A 15,894-nucleotide genomic window follows, 5' to 3' on the forward strand; every position below is an offset into this window, starting at 1 on the left:
ATTTTTGTGAAGGGAAAAGAAACGGAATTAGTTTAATTTTACGCCTTGCAGCCGTTTACGTGCCGAATTATGCTGTGCTGTGATAGGAATATGCTTTTTCGCATTTCCCATGCCGAATAAGGGCATATTTCGATAGACAGATTCATAACTCCCGGCTTTTATCTGATAGGTTTCATGATAGAAGCCGACAGCATCATTTTCCCCAACTTTCTTGTTGAAATTCTGCCATGCTTTCAAATGTTTTTTTCCTTTGGCATAAGCGAGCAAATCCTCTGTAGAACGCCAGTATTGAACCATGATGGTAGTGCGCAGACCAAAATAGCTTTCCATGGAAAGAAACCCTAATTCCTCCTGGTTTTCATACAATTCTCTAATCATACCGGGCATGGCTGTAAACACAGGTCCCCACTTCCGGACCGCGAGCCGTTTATTGATACGCATCCCAATAATAAAAACAACAACATCCTGATCATTTTCCGTAGTATACCTGCCAGAGTAGATTTTTTTACCCATGGATGATTCCTCCTTAAAAATTAGAGTTCCTTAATTGTGGCGTCACACCATGCGATAGCAGCTTCCGTCACACGTTTTCCATAATCTAAAGTAAACAGCCAATATTTTGCATCCTGATGATTCGTGTTATGGCGGGAAATACCTTCTTCAATTCCTTCATATGTTTGATACAGCTTCTCTAGCTTTTGCTTATAATCCGCTAACAGATAGAGACTTTGTTCCTTTGTCTGATGCCTGCCAAAAAACAGCTTCAGCAATACTTCATTCCGCTCGACTGGCAATTGCGTTAACGGCTGCTCCAGCCAATTTTTTAAAACATCTTTGCCTTTCTCTGTCAGAAAATATTCCTTGCGCTCCGGTTTTCCTTCTTGTACTAATGTTTGAACGGTAGCTAAACCTTCTTCTTCCAGCCGCTTTAATGTCGGATAGATTTGTCCATAGCTAATTTTCCAAAAATGATTCAGGCTATTATCAATAAACTGTTTTATTTCGTAGCCTGAACGACAGTTTGTGGTTAAAATGCCAAGTATGGCGTATGTGCTGTCATTATATTTTTGCATTTGTCTCACCTTATATCTTTTTGATATATATATCATTTAGATATATAATAAATGAATTTGGGCTGGAAGTAAAGAGTGGAATAATAGTTTTATGTTTTTTCAATTAGTTCGGTTCGTATATACCTTCTAATATGAAAAAGCTAACCAGCAGGGCATCACCTTATTGAAAAAGCTTCTGCCGTGCTGGTTAAAGAGAGAAAGATATAATTAAAACATACATCAAGAACAAGTCACTTGATTTTAATAACAATTTTACCTTTTGCCCTGCCTGATTCGGAATATTCCATTGCTTTTTGTACATCTTCAAAAGGAATAACCCGATCAATGAATGGTTTGATTTTTTCAGCCTCGATAAGTTCTTTGATTTTATTTAATTGCTCGCCGCTGGGCTTCATGAATAAAAAGTTATATTGCACTTGATATTGCTTTTCTAATTTTGTTAATTTCCTTGAAATCAATCTAAAAGCGATTGTTTTCCAAAAAGGATAATTATTCTCTTTTCCAAAGCGGCCATTTGGGAGGTCGGAGATTGATACAATTTTTCCGCCGGCTTTCAGGATTTGAAACGAATTAACTAGAGCATCGCCGCCTAAGGTATCATATACGTAATCATAATCAGCTAATACTTCTTCAAAATTTTCTTCCCGATAATTTATGACCTTATCTGCACCCAGGCTCTCTACTAAATCTTTCCCGGCACTACTTGCGGTTGTAGCGACGTAAGCTCCCATCTCTTTAGCTAATTGAATCGCAAAGGTTCCAATTCCGCCAGAGCCTGCCTGAATCAAAATTTTGTCTTTCGGCTTAAGATTTAATATCTCATGAAATGCCTGATAGGTAGTTAACCCGACTAATGGTACGGACGCTGCTTCTTCAAATGTTACGTTTTCTGGTTTGAGTGCAATATCATCTTCATGAATAGCAATATATTCAGCAAAAGTACCGATCCTTGATTTTCTTGGACGTCCATAAACAGAATCCCCAGCTTTAAATTTCGTTACATTTTTCCCGGTTTTGAGGACTGTTCCGGAAAAATCATTTCCAAGAATCAATGGCATTTTATAGTTGATGAGCGGCTTTAATTTTCCGTCTCTAATTTTGAAATCAACCGGATTAATACTCGCAGCGTGAATTTCTACTAATACATCATCATAAGATATTTCAGGAATAGGAATATTCTCCAATTGCATATTTTTTTGTCCATATTTATGAATAAGCATTGCTTTCATTTGTTTTTTCATTTGATAAATCTCCTTATCAGAATAATGGTTTAAACATTTAAACTTTTGAACTAATAATGTATGATAGCTTGATTTTTAAAAAATGTCAACTAATCAAATGAAAAGTAACTTCAAAGATCATTTTCTAATTATGCACAACGAATCCATGCTATTGACGTAATAAAAATTTAATGGTTTAATAATTTGAACGATTGATTATTCAAATGAAACGAGGATGTATATGAAAACAAATAAAATAGAGAATTTAAAAAATGAATTTGATGAAGTAAAGGATTTTCTTATCGCTTTAGGGGATGAAAAAAGACAAATTATCATTGTTGCTTTATTGAATGACCATGCTTGCAATGGATGCCAAGGGCTTCGTGTAATTGATTTAACAGAAGCAACGAAGCTGTCACGACCAGCTGTATCACATCATTTAAAGATTTTGAAACAAATTGGAATCGTTGATATCCGCCGGGAGGGAACAAAGAATTATTACTATCTTTGCAATGCAGTGCCGGAAATGAAAAAGCTGAGGGATTTGCTGGATAATGTTATGTCGGTCATGGCAGAAGGGAAAGAGGAAGTGTGAAACGAATTTTTTGTGCTGACCGATTAGCTTGAATATAGCGAGGATATTAGGACGGCAATATGTTGAGCAATTGTAGAAGCTGGATTATGTGAATTTAAAGGGTCTATTCTAATTGACCCTCGCAGTCTAGAGGGACTGATGGGGCCGTGTTTTCTATTAGTATAAAGACGATGAGTGTATTGGTTTATCAATATAACTCATATTAAACATATATACAGCAAGCAAAGTCGCTCAGTTATTTTCTTCTACCTCAATCATTATTTTAATTACGTAATTTGCACTTACATTCAAGCTGCTTCCATCCATTAGGTAGAGATACTCTTCAAAGCTGTCACCACAAATACGATATCCTGTCTCCTTCAAATAATCTTTTATTTGTTCATATGTTTGATACGTATGCATATAGCTTCCTTTATGATAGCCAATGACATATTTTCCAGCTTTTTTCTCAAATGTCTTTGTTAAATGAAGCTGGTTCTCACGTAAATAGAAATAGGAATAATTTAAATAATCTCCTGTTTCTATTTGTTCGTGGCGAATAAGAGCACCCCAATTTTCCACATTGATTTCGCCTTGTTTTACATATTTCATAAACGATATAACCATTTTTGTGATGTCTTTATGAGAATAATTTAAAATATTTTCACTTAATACAATCTGTTCTACCTTCATATCCTCGATAGTAAATTGATCAAGGTCTAATTGTGATGCTTCTTCCATTTGCCTTTTCTGATTTTTAATGAGGTGCTGGATACGCTGCATTTTCCGTATTTTTATATCCACCAGTTTTTCTTTTTCCGTTAATAAATCAGTAATCTTCTTTGTGTTTTTGGAATGTAAAAAGTCTTTGATTTCCGCCAAAGACATTCCGATTTCTTTTAACATATCAATCACGCTATAAGCCTCAGCTTGTTGAATCGTGTAATAACGGTATCCATTTTCATTTTTGTATTCCGGTTCTAACAGACCAATTTCATCATAATGGAATAGCGTTTGCTTTTTGACCTCACATAAATCTGCAAATTCTCCAGTTGTCATCATTTTTTTGGAAGAATCCATTTCATCACCAACTTTACGCTTGAGTATACGGTAACCATATACTTTATATTATACTATAGGAATAAAGAAAATGTAGTGTAAAGAAAGAGGAGAGTATAATTTATGTTTAATTATTTGAGCTTAGCGGCTACTGCATGGTTTATTGGGTTCTTTCCAATGTTTGAAATATATATTGCAATTCCAGCTACGATGGTGATGGGATTAGATGCGGTTTCTTCCATTATCTGGTCCAGTTTTGGGAATTTTCTTCCGGTCCCGTTCATTGCTTTTTTCTATCAGCTTCTTGCAAAATCAGAACGTATTAAGAAATGGCTGGATAAATTAGCAAACAGCAAATATAAATATCGTATCGAAAAGCAAGGACCATTAGTTGTTGTGTTGCTGACACCGATCATTGGTTCATGGGCTGTTGCAGTGATTGCCAATGGAATAGGGATGAATAAAGTGAAGTTATTCATATCCGCTGGTGCAAGTATTTTGGTATATGGGATTGTTATTGCAGTTTTGACATATTATGGTGTCGCTTTTGTAGGCTGATAAAATGCAGCAGAAATATAAATCCACCTATGCAGCCGGAGTAGGTGGATTTATATTTGTGCTGCTTATTTCAAGTCTATTGTTCACAGTACCATTAATTCTAGAAAAAGACTACATGAAGCATCATCGGCTGACAAAAAAGCTGATACAAGAGTTTTTTGAAGAGTTTATCGAAGCATTTTTCCCCAATCTCCACCCTCACATTGATTTCTCCAAGGCCATCTTCCCCGCAGTGTAACTGGCTGGGACTGCGGTTACTCGTCCCACCGAAGTGCTTTTGTAAGACTTCCACATCAAAAATAAGAAAATCTGTTATTTCAAAGTGGAAGGTCTAACAGCCAGTAACGGCCCGATTGGTTCAACTAACAGCGGTTTTGATGGGGCGAGTAATCGCAGTCCCATTCAGAATACCGCTGAATGAAGTTTCACTTTATCGAACAAGAAGTGTATCTGGACTACATCAATGGCCGCAAGAAAGAAATTGACGTTCTCGCAGCAGTAAAGCTGAATCACGAAGACAAAATACTCCATATTCATACCGAAGCGCAATCAACTCATGAAGCAAATTTTCCCGAAAGAATGTTTCTCTATTTTTCTTACCTTTACGCCAAAGACCGCAAACCGATTCAACCCATTGCTGTTTTGAGTTATAATAGGAAAAAAGAAGAACCGACACAATTCAGAATCGATCCCCCCACCCAAGACGTCCTTCAATTTAACTTTTTACAATTACACTTAATCAAGAAAAACTGGAAAGCATATATTCAATCAGACAACCCGGCCGCCGCAGTCTTGCTCAGTCAAATGGGATATGAAGAGCATGAGCGGGTTCAGGTGAAGCTGGAGTTTCTGCGCATGATCACCCGGATGCAAATCAACCCGGCACAAATGATGGAGCAAATGGAGAACTTGCCGGAGGAGGAAAAAGACATGGTTTTGCAGCTGCCGAATTCTTATTTTGAGAGAGGAAAAGAGGAAGGGATAGAAAAAGGCATAGAGAAAGGAAAGCAAGAAATCGTTTTAAAATTGATAAAAAAGGGCATGTCTATCAGCGAAGTAGCAGAAATTACAGAGTACAGCGAAGCAGAGATTAAAAAGCTTGCAGGCAAGCAAGGAAAAGAAGAATAAGTAATCCGCATGCTATAGTATAAAAAAAGTGAGCAGGTTATATTTCAAACTGCCCACTTTTTATACTGAAATAAAAAGCAACTTCCACCAGCCAAATGAATTGCTTTTCATCTCTGTCTAATTCAATATTTATACATTAGAAATCAGCTTCGATGCATTTCCGCTGTGAATAACGGATAAATGATGCAGCGCTCTGGTACAGCCAACATATAATAATTTTGCGGTTTGCTCTGTCACTGGATAACGCGTTTCATCAACATCGACCATTAATACCGTATCAAATTCCAGTCCTTTAGATACATATACAGGCAATAAGGAAATGCCTCCTTCGTACGACTTATCCTCGGTAGTAATCATGGTTAACTCTGGAATCTTTTCTTTTAGCTTTGGATAAACCGCATTACAATCAGCTTCCGATCTTAGAATAACTGCAATGGTCTTCATCTCTTTATTTTTCATATCATGTATCCAGCTTGTGATTTTCTCTAATTTTTCCTCTGTATCTACTTGTTGGATCTGTACCTCCTCACCGCTTCGAAATACCGGTTCTGCATAGGCCGGACGATTGGCAAGATGACGGAGAATGGTGTTGGAAAACGCAATAATCTCATAAGTGGAGCGGTAGCTTTTTGTCATTTGGAAGAATTTCGAGCGGGATGTGCCGAAAAGGTCAATAAAGTTTTCCCACTCGTCAATTCCTTCGTTGCTGTGAATACCTTGTGCTAAATCTCCTAATATCGTAAATGACGCTGTTTTAGTCCGTGCATGCAATACAGAAACCTGATAGGGTGAAAAATCCTGTGCTTCATCAATCACCACATGATCAAATCGCTCGTCTCTTTCAATTCCATACCAATAATCATGAATATCGAGCAGGGGAGCCAGGTCATCTAAAGTTATTTTATCCTTAGGCGGCAAAAGGTCCGTTCTTCCCAACTTTTTTAAGATTTGTGCATACAGTTCATAAGGTTTTCTTTTTTTCCATTTCCGTAAATATCTTCTTAATTCCTTTTTGCCGTCTTTACGGGCTTGCTCCTGTTCTTTTTTCTCTTCATACATCTTTGCTTCTATTTCAATCCAGCGTGTTAATTTTGCTTTAAGCCTATCATATTTTTTAGTGGCTGGATTTCCTTTAAAATCAGCTTCAATCCAAGTGTTAATTTGTTCTAAGGGAACACCTTTTTTATTTTCCCAGGGAATAAAATCTTCTTCCGGAATCCAATCCTTTTCTAGTTGCGATAACTGCTCCCTGATTTGCTGCTGGAATTCTAAAGAGCCTTTCCAATTATTCTGTTCTGCTGTGCCGGATTCAAAAAAAGCCTTCCTTCTTTCACTGAGAGATTCCAGCTTACATTTCGGATCATCGATGATGGAGGTCATGACCCACTTTGGAAAGGTGGTCTGGACAATATCTCCGACCCCTAATTCCGGTAATACTTGTGAAATATAATCAAGAAAGATGGTATTCGGTGCAAAAATAATCATCCGGTGCGCCGTTAATTGCTCCCGGTATTCATATAATAAATAAGCTAATCGGTGCAGTGCCACAGTGGTTTTTCCGCTTCCGGCAACACCTTGGATGATAACAGCCTTGTTTAAAGGATAACGGATGATTTCATTCTGCTCTCCTTGGATGGTCGCAACAATATCACGAAGTCTGTTATCCTTTTGGTCTTCCAGCTTATATAATAAGAATTCATCTCCTCCGGAAGCCTCCTGCTCTCCACGAATATAGCGGTCTACCACTCTTTGCATCTCCTGATTGTAAGTGACGATATTTCTTTTTAAATAAATTTCACCTTCTACGATGCCGTCTGGTGAAAGATAATAGACGTCATCCTCACTCCCGCTAAAGCCATAGAACAGGCTGGCTATCGGGGCACGCCAATCCGTAATCAGAACATCTCCGGTGTGCTCATCAAAAACACCGGCTTTCCCGATATAGGTGGCTTTCACTTCCTCCTTTTCTTCTTCTTTAAAATCAAGACGGGCAAAATAGGGTTCCTTTTTAGCAATCGTCAGAGATTCTCTTACACGCTGTCGGCTGCCTTCCAATACGTTTTCTGTGAAATCATCGCCGATATATTCCGGTATTTCGGCTAAACGTTCATATTGCTTGTTGATAATTGATAAGGTTTCATGTAATTCCTTTTTTTCTTCCTCAAATGCCATTGCGAATCCCCCTTAACTGAATGTCTTGTTCATTTTAGCAATGAAATTAAGAAAAAAATAGACTTATATATTTCGTTGATGTATACTATTAAATACAGTCATGCCAAAAAATAAAATTACATATAATGGAAAAACACTTGAAGAAGCGAATCCTTTTTCAAGTGTTTTTTTGGAATAAAAATGTAAATCTAATTCAAGCAGAGAAGCTTTGTGGATAACAGTGAATTATTCGAAGTGGTTTCATTTTCCTATGATGTGAATTATATCGACTTCCATCTTGATAAAGCACATGGATTCCTTTATAGTAAATTCATCATTACGAAATTTCATCCTGCAGTAAAAAGGAGGAAATCATCATGTTGTATGATTGCGCAGTTATTGGAGGAGGACCTGCCGGATTAAATGCATCACTTGTTTTAGGCAGGGGTAGAAAAGAAATTATTTTATTTGATGACGATACACCTCGTAATGCCATAACACAGGAATCTCATAATTTTATTACCAGAGATGGGATTCATCCAGCAGCATTTAAAAAAGCGGCTTATGAAGATTTAAATAAATATCCAACGGTTTCCGTTGAAAGAAATCAAGTGGTTGATATTGTTCCTGCTGCCTCTTATTTTCAGATTCAAACAGGGAGAGGGCAGGTCTTTGATGCGCAAAGAATTATTTTGGCAACGGGATTAAAAGATATTCTTCCTGAGATAGAAGGTATCCAACAATTTTACGGAACAAGTCTTTTCGGATGCCCGTACTGTGATGGGTGGGAGCTGAAAGATCTTCCATTGGTTTATATTGCTGCATATCCACATGCTTTTAACAGTGTGAAAATGGTTTCGAATTGGAGCAAGGATATTGTTGTTTGCACAAATGGGAAGGATAGTATATCTCCAGAGGAAAAAGCTATCCTAGCACAAAAGAATATTCCGGTTTTAGAAGACGAAATTTTGCGGCTGCAAGGAGAAGGCGGGCAATTAAAAAGCATTCAATTTAAGAATGGGAAGGAACTCCGTCGCGAAGCCGGGTTTATTTCGTATAAATTACAGCAGGCTGCACCATTTGCCGGGCGTCTGGGTTTAGAATCCAATGGCGCGGGGGGAATTAGAATAGATCCCTATGGACGCACAAGCAGGAAAGGTGTATATGCTGCAGGAGATAATGCTGGCGGTCTGCCTCAACAGATTGTAGCTGCGGCTGAAGGAAGCAAAGCGGCGATAAGTGTACTCAGTGATTACGTGGCAGAAAACTTTTAAATAATTTATTGTTTACATACACCCTTTTATCATTAAAAGAGGGTGTATTTTTGAGGAAGGAAATGATAAAATAACTTCCTTATTATTAGAGAATATTGAAGGAGTTTATTGGATGGAAGGGAATAAATTATTATCATCATTATGTTATTTTAGTATCTTTTTTGCGCCATTTTTATTTCCGATTTTGGTATGGATTCTTGGAGATGAGGAAACAAAAGGGCACGCGAAGAAAGCCTTATGGACACATCTTATTCCAATTATCGCAACCATTATTGCAGGAATCATTATCTTTTCAATTGGCATCGGACAAGTTTGGACAGATGAAGTAAGCGGCAGATTATTTATTGCAATGATAATTGCGATAGCTATTTGCTTTATCATTGATATTTATTATTTTATCTGGAATATTGTTAAAGGGATTAAGGTACTAAGCTCTTAATAACGAATTTAGAAATGAAATATAAAAATAAGTAGAATCTATAGATGATGGGATATTTTTCTATAGGTTCTTTTATTTTACATATAGTACAGATTGAAGTAAAAAAGAATCTCATCAGCTTCTGCTTGAATCAAAGAATGGATAAGAAAGAATCTCCTTACTTGATAAATCGTAATCATTACGATATAGTTAATAAAAATTACGCAAAACAGAACCTGCGTAACGAAGGAGGAGATTATATTGGTATATGATTGTGCTGTTATCGGGGGAGGCCCTGCCGGGTTAAATGCATCTCTTGTTTTAGGCAGAGGAAAAAAAGAAGTGATTTTATTGGATGATGATGCCCCGCGCAATGCTGTCACACAGGAATCTCATAATTTTATTACCAGAGATGGTGTAAAACCAGCTGAGTTTCGGGAAGCGGCCCATGCAGATTTAAAAAAGTATCCGAATATAGTGATTCAAAAAGACCGGGTGACCGATATAGATTCGGCTGCTTCTCCTTTTCGCATTCACACAGAAGCAGGGAAGGATTACGAAGCAAAAACCATTATTCTGGCAACAGGACTGAAGGATGTATTGCCTGATATCCAAGGAATCCATGATTTTTATGGAAAGAGCCTGTTTGCCTGCCCTTTCTGTGATGGGTGGGAGCTAAAAGACATTCCGCTGGTTTATATTGCTGATGGAGAATTTTCTTTTCATGGTATAAAAATGATTTCCAATTGGAATAAAGATATAGTCATTTGCACAAATGGCAAAGAAAGCTTCTCCGCTGAAGAAAGAGATATTTTGAAGCAAAAGCAATTCGAGGTTATTGATGATGAAATTTTACGATTGCAAGGAGAAAATGAGCAATTAAAAGCAATTTTATTTAAGAATGGAAACGAATTGTATAAAGAAGCAGGTTTTATATCTTATAAAATGGAGCAGGCTGCCCCTTTTGCTGAGCGCCTGGGTTTAGAGCTGAACGAGATGGGTGGAATTAAAACAGATTCGCAAGGCCGGACAAGTATCAAAGGGATTTATGCCGGCGGAGATAATGCATCTGGTCCGCCGCAGCTGATTATTGCTGCAAGTGAAGGGAGTAAAGCGGCGATAGGGGTGATTAGTGATTTTGTGGAGGAAACATTTTAAATCATAAATTGATAAGTGAAACCTTATTCAGCAGGGATTTTCTTTTTAACCCTCGCGGAATGAGGTTTCACTTTATTCGCAGCTATTTTAATAAATTACGCAGTTTTAAATGTTCCTTTTCTAACACCCTTTTCCCTTCTTTTTGCAAAACATACTCCACAGTTTCTCTATCGGAGCTCACCGGCAATCTGAAATCCAAGCGATAACGTTCATTTCCTTTCCCCGTGATGATTACCCAGTCTTTTTCCGCTGCCTTTTCAATAGCATACTGTATAGCTAAGGTGCGATCTGAAATAACCTGTCCTTCGTTTAGTTCATTGAGCTCTTGGAGCATAGCAGCAGAGGGGACGCCATTTAAGTCATCAAATGTAAGAATGATTTCATCCGCCAGTTTTTTAGAAACAGTTATCATTTTATTTCTTTTACTGGAATCTCTGTCTCCTCTAAAACCAAAAACATGAAAAACTTTTTCGGCGCCCTCGATTTTAGCAGTGGTAAGACAATTAGAAAAAGCTTCTGCAGTATGGGCATAATCTACAACAATTGTTGTCCCATTTGAACGCTTGAATAGTTCAAATCTTCCGGGAACACCAGAGAATGTACGTAATGATTTCATGATTTGCTGAATGGGGACGCCTATTTGCGAGGCTGTCAAGAATGCCATCGCCGCATTATACGTATTATGCTGTCCCAGGATAGTTAATTGAAGGGGAAGGTTACATCCTTTATAGGAGATTTCAGAAAAACCAGGGGTTATTTTATTTATCTTTAGCGCATCGCTTTCTTTATTCCCTAAAGTAATTAAGGAGAAATTACGGGATGGAAGTATGCTGCTAAGCTTTGCTCCCCATTCATTATAGTTGTTGATAATCGCATACCCATGGTCTTTTAATGCTTCAAACATTTTGGCTTTGGTTAAGAAATAATCTTCCATCGTGTGATGATAATCAAGGTGGTCGTGATCTAAATTGGTAAACAGACCAAAATCAAATTCAATTCCATGTATCCTGCCCTGCGCTATTCCATGTGAAGAAACCTCCATAATAACAAATTCGTCCTTACTTATTGCCAGGTGCTTTTGCAGGCTCAGCGCATCGGGTGTTGTATTCAGCGAAGGATACGTTTCCCCATTGATTATCGTGTTTACGGATCCAAACATGGCACATGTATGACCAGAATCCTCTAAAATATGTTTTATCATATAAGCTGTCGTGGTTTTCCCGTTTGTACCGGTGATACCAATTATTTTTTTGTCTTTTGCGGGGTTTCCGTAAAATTCAGAAGCTATTTCAGCTAAAGCCAGACGGCTGTCAGGAACTCGAATATATGGTACGGATAACTCTTGGAGGTCTTCTTCTCCTATAATACAAACCGCACCGGCCTTGATTGCCTGATTAATAAAATCATGACCATTAAAACTGTATCCCTTTATAGCGATGAATAAGTCATTTTTATCTGCAGATTTGGAATTTGTTGTTATTTTATTGATTATCATATTTGGTATACTCATCGGTTTACTAATATTTTTCAATAGTTGTTGTAAATTCATGTGTTGTCACCTCTTAAACATAGGGAATGATACGGGAGAATGTAATATTACCTTAGGTTTTGCCATTTGAAGATAATTTATTATAATGATGGGCAGGTAATTTGCCATCGAGAAGAAATAAATTCGTCATGGGAAATCCCGATAGAAGAGAGGCTGTAAAAATTTCAAAGTATTTGCTTTAAAATATGGCGATTCTTCTAGTAAGGAAAGCTTATAACGCAGATGCGTTAATAATTTATTATCATTATATGTAGGAAGAGAAGAGCAAAGGCAAATTCAAAGTAAATATATTTCTTCTCTTCCAGAACCAATGGATGTCACCCTTTTAAATAGCTGTTTGGGCGTTAGTATAACCACTGATCATTTAAAAAATTCTCTGTGAAAAATGGCTGATTGTCATCATTAAAATCGACACCAACTCCTAATTCAGTAAAGTTATCCTGCAATATATTCTCACGGTGCCCTTCGGAATTCATTAAACCCTGATGAGCAAAAACGCTGCTGAATTGCCCATAGGCCAGGTTCTCGTTAGAAAAATAACTGCCTCATATCTTATAAAGGGATTTTTTATAAAACAGGGTTTATTTATACAAGGAAAGAGGTATTAAATAGATGAAAAAGCGTACCAATATTAAAAAGAAATTTCTGAAAACATTAAAACGGATTGGTTAACTTGATATGTACTTACTTGAGCTTTACAATCTGAAATGGGAATAATCAGCAGAATGAATTATTTTAAATTTGTTGCTCAATCAGCTGACAAAGTATTTCAAGAAAGATATCATATTGATAATATACTTGAAATAGAACAAGGAGGGGAAAAGTGGCAGACAAAAAAAATAAGAAAAAACGAGCCCCGCTCTCTATACGTATGAATATCCTCTTTTTTGCCATCTTCCTATTATTTTCTGCGCTCGTACTTCAGTTAGGTGTTGTTCAGATTTTAAATGGAGAATCGTATCAAGATGAAATTCAGAGGACGAATTTAGATACAACGAATGTACCCGTACCCCGGGGGAAAATCTATGATACCAATGGAGAACTTATTGTAGATAATGAAGCAATGTATTCTATTACGTACACACCTTCGAATGATGTGCAAGCAGAGGAGCGTCTGGAAGTAGCTGAAAAGCTGGCGCAATATATCGATATGGGTGATGAACAAACCATCGATCGAATAACAGACAGAGATAGAAGAGAATATTATCTATTGCATCATGAGGAAGAGATAGAAGAGCGGCTAGAGACGGTCAATACAGAAGAAATGGAGAATTCCGAGGTATATGATGCCACGCTGGAATTAATCACAGATGAAGAAATTTCCGATTTTACAGATGATGAATTAGAGATTATTGCGATAAAAAAAGAATTGGATAGTGCCTATGCTTTAACCCCGCAGGTTGTCAAAAATGAAGATGTCACAGCCGAGGAATATGCAGCTGTAGCGGAAAATTTAGATGAACTGCCTGGAATCAATGCCAGTACAGATTGGGACCGCGTTTATCCAAATGGAGACACGTTAACTAGTATTCTAGGCAACGTCTCCAGTCAGGAAGAAGGTATTCCTGAAGAGGATTTGAATGCTTACTTAACAATGGGATACAGCAGAAACGATCGTGTTGGTACAAGTGGACTTGAGGAGCAATATGAAGATTTCCTTCGCGGTCGTAAGGAACAAATCCAATATACGACAAGCCAAAATGGATCGATTATCGGTTCAGAAACGATTGTGGACGGCGAACGGGGAAAAGATTTAGTATTAACGACAGATTTAGAATTTCAGCAGGAAGTGGATGATATTTTATTAGATGAATTTCAATCCATGAAAGCAAGCAGCCCATATGAAAATCGGTTTGCAACCAATGCCTATGCTGTTGTTATGAATCCGAAAACGGGAGAACTGTTAGCCACTTCTGGTGTAGAATATGATACCGAGAATGATGAATATAATAATAATGCCGGGTTTACAGCGTTGGCTAACGCGCATGAGCCTGGTTCCAGTATTAAAGGGGCAACAATTCTGGCAGGTTATGATTCCGAAGTTATTTCTCCCGGGGAAACGTTTAACGATGCACCGATGCGGCTGGCAGGATCGGAAGTGAAAAGGTCGGTTCAAGATATGGGAACGGTAAATGATTTAACTGCACTGGAAAGGTCCTCTAACGTTTATATGTTCTATGTTGCCTTGCGGTTAGGGGGAGACTATCGTCATCCGATGCCGCGAAATGCCAATTTAGATATAAACATGGGTGAAACGTTGCAAACCCTGCAAAATTATTTTAATCAATTCGGACTCGGTTCGACTACAGGAGTGGACTTTCCATATGAGAGTACTGGATTAAGAGGACAGGTTCCTGATAATCCAGGGAATCTGCTTGATTTTGTCATCGGGCAGTATGATACGTATACGACCATGCAGCTTGCTCAGTATGTATCCACGATTGCGAATGATGGCTATCGTGTTCAGCCTCATTTCTTAAAGGAAGCCCGTGATCCAGTTGCTTCCATGGATGAGCTTGGCCCATTGTATTATTCGTCCAATACAACGACGATGAACCGAATTGAGATGACAGATGATGAAATTAGTCGTGTGCAGGACGGGTTTCGTCTTTCCTATCAAGGGTCACAAGGAACAGGTAATGATTATTTCGATGATAAATCATATAACCCGGCAGGAAAAACAGGGACAGCAGAGTCAGCGGAATTTGTTGATGGAGAGCGGTTTGACCTCAATAATTTAACCTTAGTCGGCTATGCACCATTTGATGATCCGGAAATTGCTTTTGCAGTAGTTGTACCGCATGTTGGAATTGGTGAAGGAGATCAGATTAACTTAAAAGTTGGGGAACGTGTTTTAGATTCCTATTTTGAAGTCAAAGAAGATCACGACGAAGAAGCTGAGGATTCTGATGGTGATAATGATAATGAAGAGGAAGAATAATCAACGTTTACTATCTCCTATATTGTATGGATGAAGATAAAAAAACTATATTAGAAATTATAGTAAACCGTGATGTGAACTAACCACATCACGGTTTATAAATGATTAGGATTAGCTTTCTAACCCTTGAGCTAAAGCAAATGCAAAATCATCTCCAGAAGAGTACCGCATGATTACAATATTTTTGCATCTGTATTGTGTAAAATCTTTTTCTAGGTTGGAAAAACGTTATCGAATGATTTTTGGTACTGCTGCTTTGAGTGAATTAGTACGAATATTATGTGATTTGTGAGAGGGATTTGAAGATAAGAATTATTAAATACTTTTTAACGGTTGCTTTAGAAACAAGTATCACGAAAGCTGCCAAAAATTAAAAATTATACAGCCGACATTAACGAGATAACAGCAACAAGCCGCCGGAGGTATTCTTTTCTATAAAAAAACAGATTCATAAATAATCATGATACTGTTTTTACAGTGTCGGGCATCTCTCCATTTTTGTCGTATAAGGGGTATATTTCTCATTTGCTTGGTTAAATTACATAGAAGAATTATTAAATTAAATAAAATGATAAAAGGGCTGATAAAATTGAGAAATGTTTTTTTTACAATAGGGCTTACGCTTATTCTATACTTCTCAATAGGGTTGCCTAAAGCAGGAGCAGAAATTATTGAGGGAGACACGACGACGGATGAAATAGAACACAATTGGGAAATATCAAGCACTAATTATGAAATAATCCACGTTGACACACATGAATATACTTATTGGAAAAATTTCCTCAGGGAAA

The 15,894-nt window shown here is 37.5% G+C and carries 14 protein-coding genes and 1 pseudogene; 8 read left to right on the forward strand and 7 right to left on the reverse strand.

Annotation, left to right across the window (positions count from 1 at the left end; all coding sequences use genetic code 11):
• Positions 1–27: 27 nt before the first annotated feature.
• The 3 genes from ACW0TQ_RS09170 to ACW0TQ_RS09180 all read right to left on the reverse strand — a co-directional run bounded on the left by ACW0TQ_RS09170 (position 28) and on the right by ACW0TQ_RS09180 (position 2,302).
• Positions 28–513, reverse strand: coding sequence for a DUF4188 domain-containing protein (locus ACW0TQ_RS09170; protein ID WP_332094207.1), 486 nt, complete (start codon positions 511–513; stop codon positions 28–30).
• A gap of 20 nt (positions 514–533) precedes the next feature.
• Complete coding sequence (locus ACW0TQ_RS09175; protein ID WP_341172806.1) at positions 534–1,073, reverse strand: PadR family transcriptional regulator; 540 nt, start codon at positions 1,071–1,073, stop codon at positions 534–536.
• Between the two features lie 230 nt (positions 1,074–1,303).
• Positions 1,304–2,302, reverse strand: coding sequence for an NADP-dependent oxidoreductase (locus ACW0TQ_RS09180; protein WP_455725651.1), 999 nt, complete (start codon positions 2,300–2,302; stop codon positions 1,304–1,306).
• 232 nt (positions 2,303–2,534) lie between these two features.
• Between ACW0TQ_RS09180 and ACW0TQ_RS09185 the strand changes: the two genes are divergently transcribed.
• Positions 2,535–2,888, forward strand: a complete 354-nt coding sequence (locus ACW0TQ_RS09185) for an ArsR/SmtB family transcription factor (protein WP_332094205.1) — start codon at positions 2,535–2,537, stop codon at positions 2,886–2,888.
• Positions 2,889–3,119: 231 nt separating this feature from the next.
• Here the strand turns inward: ACW0TQ_RS09185 and ACW0TQ_RS09190 are convergent, their stop codons facing one another.
• Positions 3,120–3,947, reverse strand: coding sequence for a MerR family transcriptional regulator (locus ACW0TQ_RS09190; protein WP_332094204.1), 828 nt, complete (start codon positions 3,945–3,947; stop codon positions 3,120–3,122).
• A 102-nt stretch (positions 3,948–4,049) separates the two neighbouring features.
• On the opposite strand from ACW0TQ_RS09190, the gene ACW0TQ_RS09195 reads away from it, so the two are divergent.
• From ACW0TQ_RS09195 to ACW0TQ_RS09205, 3 genes are all read left to right on the forward strand, one after another.
• Positions 4,050–4,484: a small multi-drug export protein gene (locus tag ACW0TQ_RS09195; protein ID WP_042532794.1), complete on the forward strand. Its 435-nt coding sequence runs from the start codon at positions 4,050–4,052 to the stop codon at positions 4,482–4,484.
• Between the two features lie 4 nt (positions 4,485–4,488).
• Positions 4,489–4,722 (forward strand): hypothetical protein, encoded by a 234-nt coding sequence (locus ACW0TQ_RS09200; RefSeq protein ID WP_455725591.1) that lies wholly within the window; start codon positions 4,489–4,491, stop codon positions 4,720–4,722.
• 179 nt (positions 4,723–4,901) lie between these two features.
• Positions 4,902–5,612 carry an Rpn family recombination-promoting nuclease/putative transposase gene (locus ACW0TQ_RS09205; protein WP_455725592.1) on the forward strand — a complete coding sequence of 237 codons (711 nt, stop codon included), beginning with the start codon at positions 4,902–4,904 and terminating at the stop codon, positions 5,610–5,612.
• Positions 5,613–5,741: 129 nt separating this feature from the next.
• On the opposite strand, the gene ACW0TQ_RS09210 is transcribed toward ACW0TQ_RS09205, so the two are convergent.
• On the reverse strand, positions 5,742–7,784 hold the full coding sequence (locus tag ACW0TQ_RS09210) for a HelD family protein (protein ID WP_455725593.1): 2,043 nt from the start codon (positions 7,782–7,784) through the stop codon (positions 5,742–5,744).
• Positions 7,785–8,140: 356 nt separating this feature from the next.
• Here ACW0TQ_RS09210 and ACW0TQ_RS09215 point away from each other — a divergent pair, with 356 nt between their 5' ends.
• From ACW0TQ_RS09215 to ACW0TQ_RS09225, 3 genes are all read left to right on the forward strand, one after another.
• On the forward strand, positions 8,141–9,037 hold the full coding sequence (locus tag ACW0TQ_RS09215; protein WP_042532800.1) for an NAD(P)/FAD-dependent oxidoreductase: 897 nt from the start codon (positions 8,141–8,143) through the stop codon (positions 9,035–9,037).
• A gap of 112 nt (positions 9,038–9,149) precedes the next feature.
• Positions 9,150–9,476: a magnetosome magnetite crystal formation protein family gene (locus tag ACW0TQ_RS09220; RefSeq protein WP_455725594.1), complete on the forward strand. Its 327-nt coding sequence runs from the start codon at positions 9,150–9,152 to the stop codon at positions 9,474–9,476.
• Between the two features lie 240 nt (positions 9,477–9,716).
• Positions 9,717–10,613 carry an NAD(P)/FAD-dependent oxidoreductase gene (locus ACW0TQ_RS09225; protein WP_042532806.1) on the forward strand — a complete coding sequence of 299 codons (897 nt, stop codon included), beginning with the start codon at positions 9,717–9,719 and terminating at the stop codon, positions 10,611–10,613.
• An 82-nt stretch (positions 10,614–10,695) separates the two neighbouring features.
• Here ACW0TQ_RS09225 and ACW0TQ_RS09230 read toward each other — a convergent pair whose 3' ends face one another.
• Together ACW0TQ_RS09230 and ACW0TQ_RS09235 are read right to left on the reverse strand one after the other, a co-directional pair.
• Positions 10,696–12,162 (reverse strand): UDP-N-acetylmuramoyl-L-alanyl-D-glutamate--2,6-diaminopimelate ligase, encoded by a 1,467-nt coding sequence (locus ACW0TQ_RS09230; RefSeq protein WP_455725595.1) that lies wholly within the window; start codon positions 12,160–12,162, stop codon positions 10,696–10,698.
• A 344-nt stretch (positions 12,163–12,506) separates the two neighbouring features.
• Positions 12,507–12,695, reverse strand: a pseudogene (locus ACW0TQ_RS09235) (CAP domain-containing protein); the annotation flags it as partial.
• Between the two features lie 290 nt (positions 12,696–12,985).
• On the opposite strand from ACW0TQ_RS09235, the gene ACW0TQ_RS09240 reads away from it, so the two are divergent.
• Positions 12,986–15,103 (forward strand): peptidoglycan D,D-transpeptidase FtsI family protein, encoded by a 2,118-nt coding sequence (locus ACW0TQ_RS09240; protein WP_455725596.1) that lies wholly within the window; start codon positions 12,986–12,988, stop codon positions 15,101–15,103.
• Positions 15,104–15,894: the final 791 nt, after the last annotated feature.

The sequence above is a fragment of the Oceanobacillus sp. M60 genome (assembly GCF_053839645.1).

What these genes read in the sequence shown, in the direction of transcription:
- ACW0TQ_RS09220 (WP_455725594.1), top strand. Translation starts at nt 9,150, where the DNA reads ATGGAAGGGAATAAATTATTATCATCATTATGTTATTTTAGTATCTTT.
- ACW0TQ_RS09190 (WP_332094204.1), bottom strand. Translation starts at nt 3,947, where the DNA reads ATGGATTCTTCCAAAAAAATGATGACAACTGGAGAATTTGCAGATTTA.
- ACW0TQ_RS09195 (WP_042532794.1), top strand. Translation starts at nt 4,050, where the DNA reads ATGTTTAATTATTTGAGCTTAGCGGCTACTGCATGGTTTATTGGGTTC.
- ACW0TQ_RS09180 (WP_455725651.1), bottom strand. Translation starts at nt 2,302, where the DNA reads ATGAAAGCAATGCTTATTCATAAATATGGACAAAAAAATATGCAATTG.
- ACW0TQ_RS09175 (WP_341172806.1), bottom strand. Translation starts at nt 1,073, where the DNA reads ATGCAAAAATATAATGACAGCACATACGCCATACTTGGCATTTTAACC.
- ACW0TQ_RS09185 (WP_332094205.1), top strand. Translation starts at nt 2,535, where the DNA reads ATGAAAACAAATAAAATAGAGAATTTAAAAAATGAATTTGATGAAGTA.
- ACW0TQ_RS09200 (WP_455725591.1), top strand. Translation starts at nt 4,489, where the DNA reads ATGCAGCAGAAATATAAATCCACCTATGCAGCCGGAGTAGGTGGATTT.
- ACW0TQ_RS09215 (WP_042532800.1), top strand. Translation starts at nt 8,141, where the DNA reads ATGTTGTATGATTGCGCAGTTATTGGAGGAGGACCTGCCGGATTAAAT.
- ACW0TQ_RS09205 (WP_455725592.1), top strand. Translation starts at nt 4,902, where the DNA reads ATGAAGTTTCACTTTATCGAACAAGAAGTGTATCTGGACTACATCAAT.
- ACW0TQ_RS09230 (WP_455725595.1), bottom strand. Translation starts at nt 12,162, where the DNA reads ATGAATTTACAACAACTATTGAAAAATATTAGTAAACCGATGAGTATA.
- ACW0TQ_RS09170 (WP_332094207.1), bottom strand. Translation starts at nt 513, where the DNA reads ATGGGTAAAAAAATCTACTCTGGCAGGTATACTACGGAAAATGATCAG.
- ACW0TQ_RS09210 (WP_455725593.1), bottom strand. Translation starts at nt 7,784, where the DNA reads ATGGCATTTGAGGAAGAAAAAAAGGAATTACATGAAACCTTATCAATT.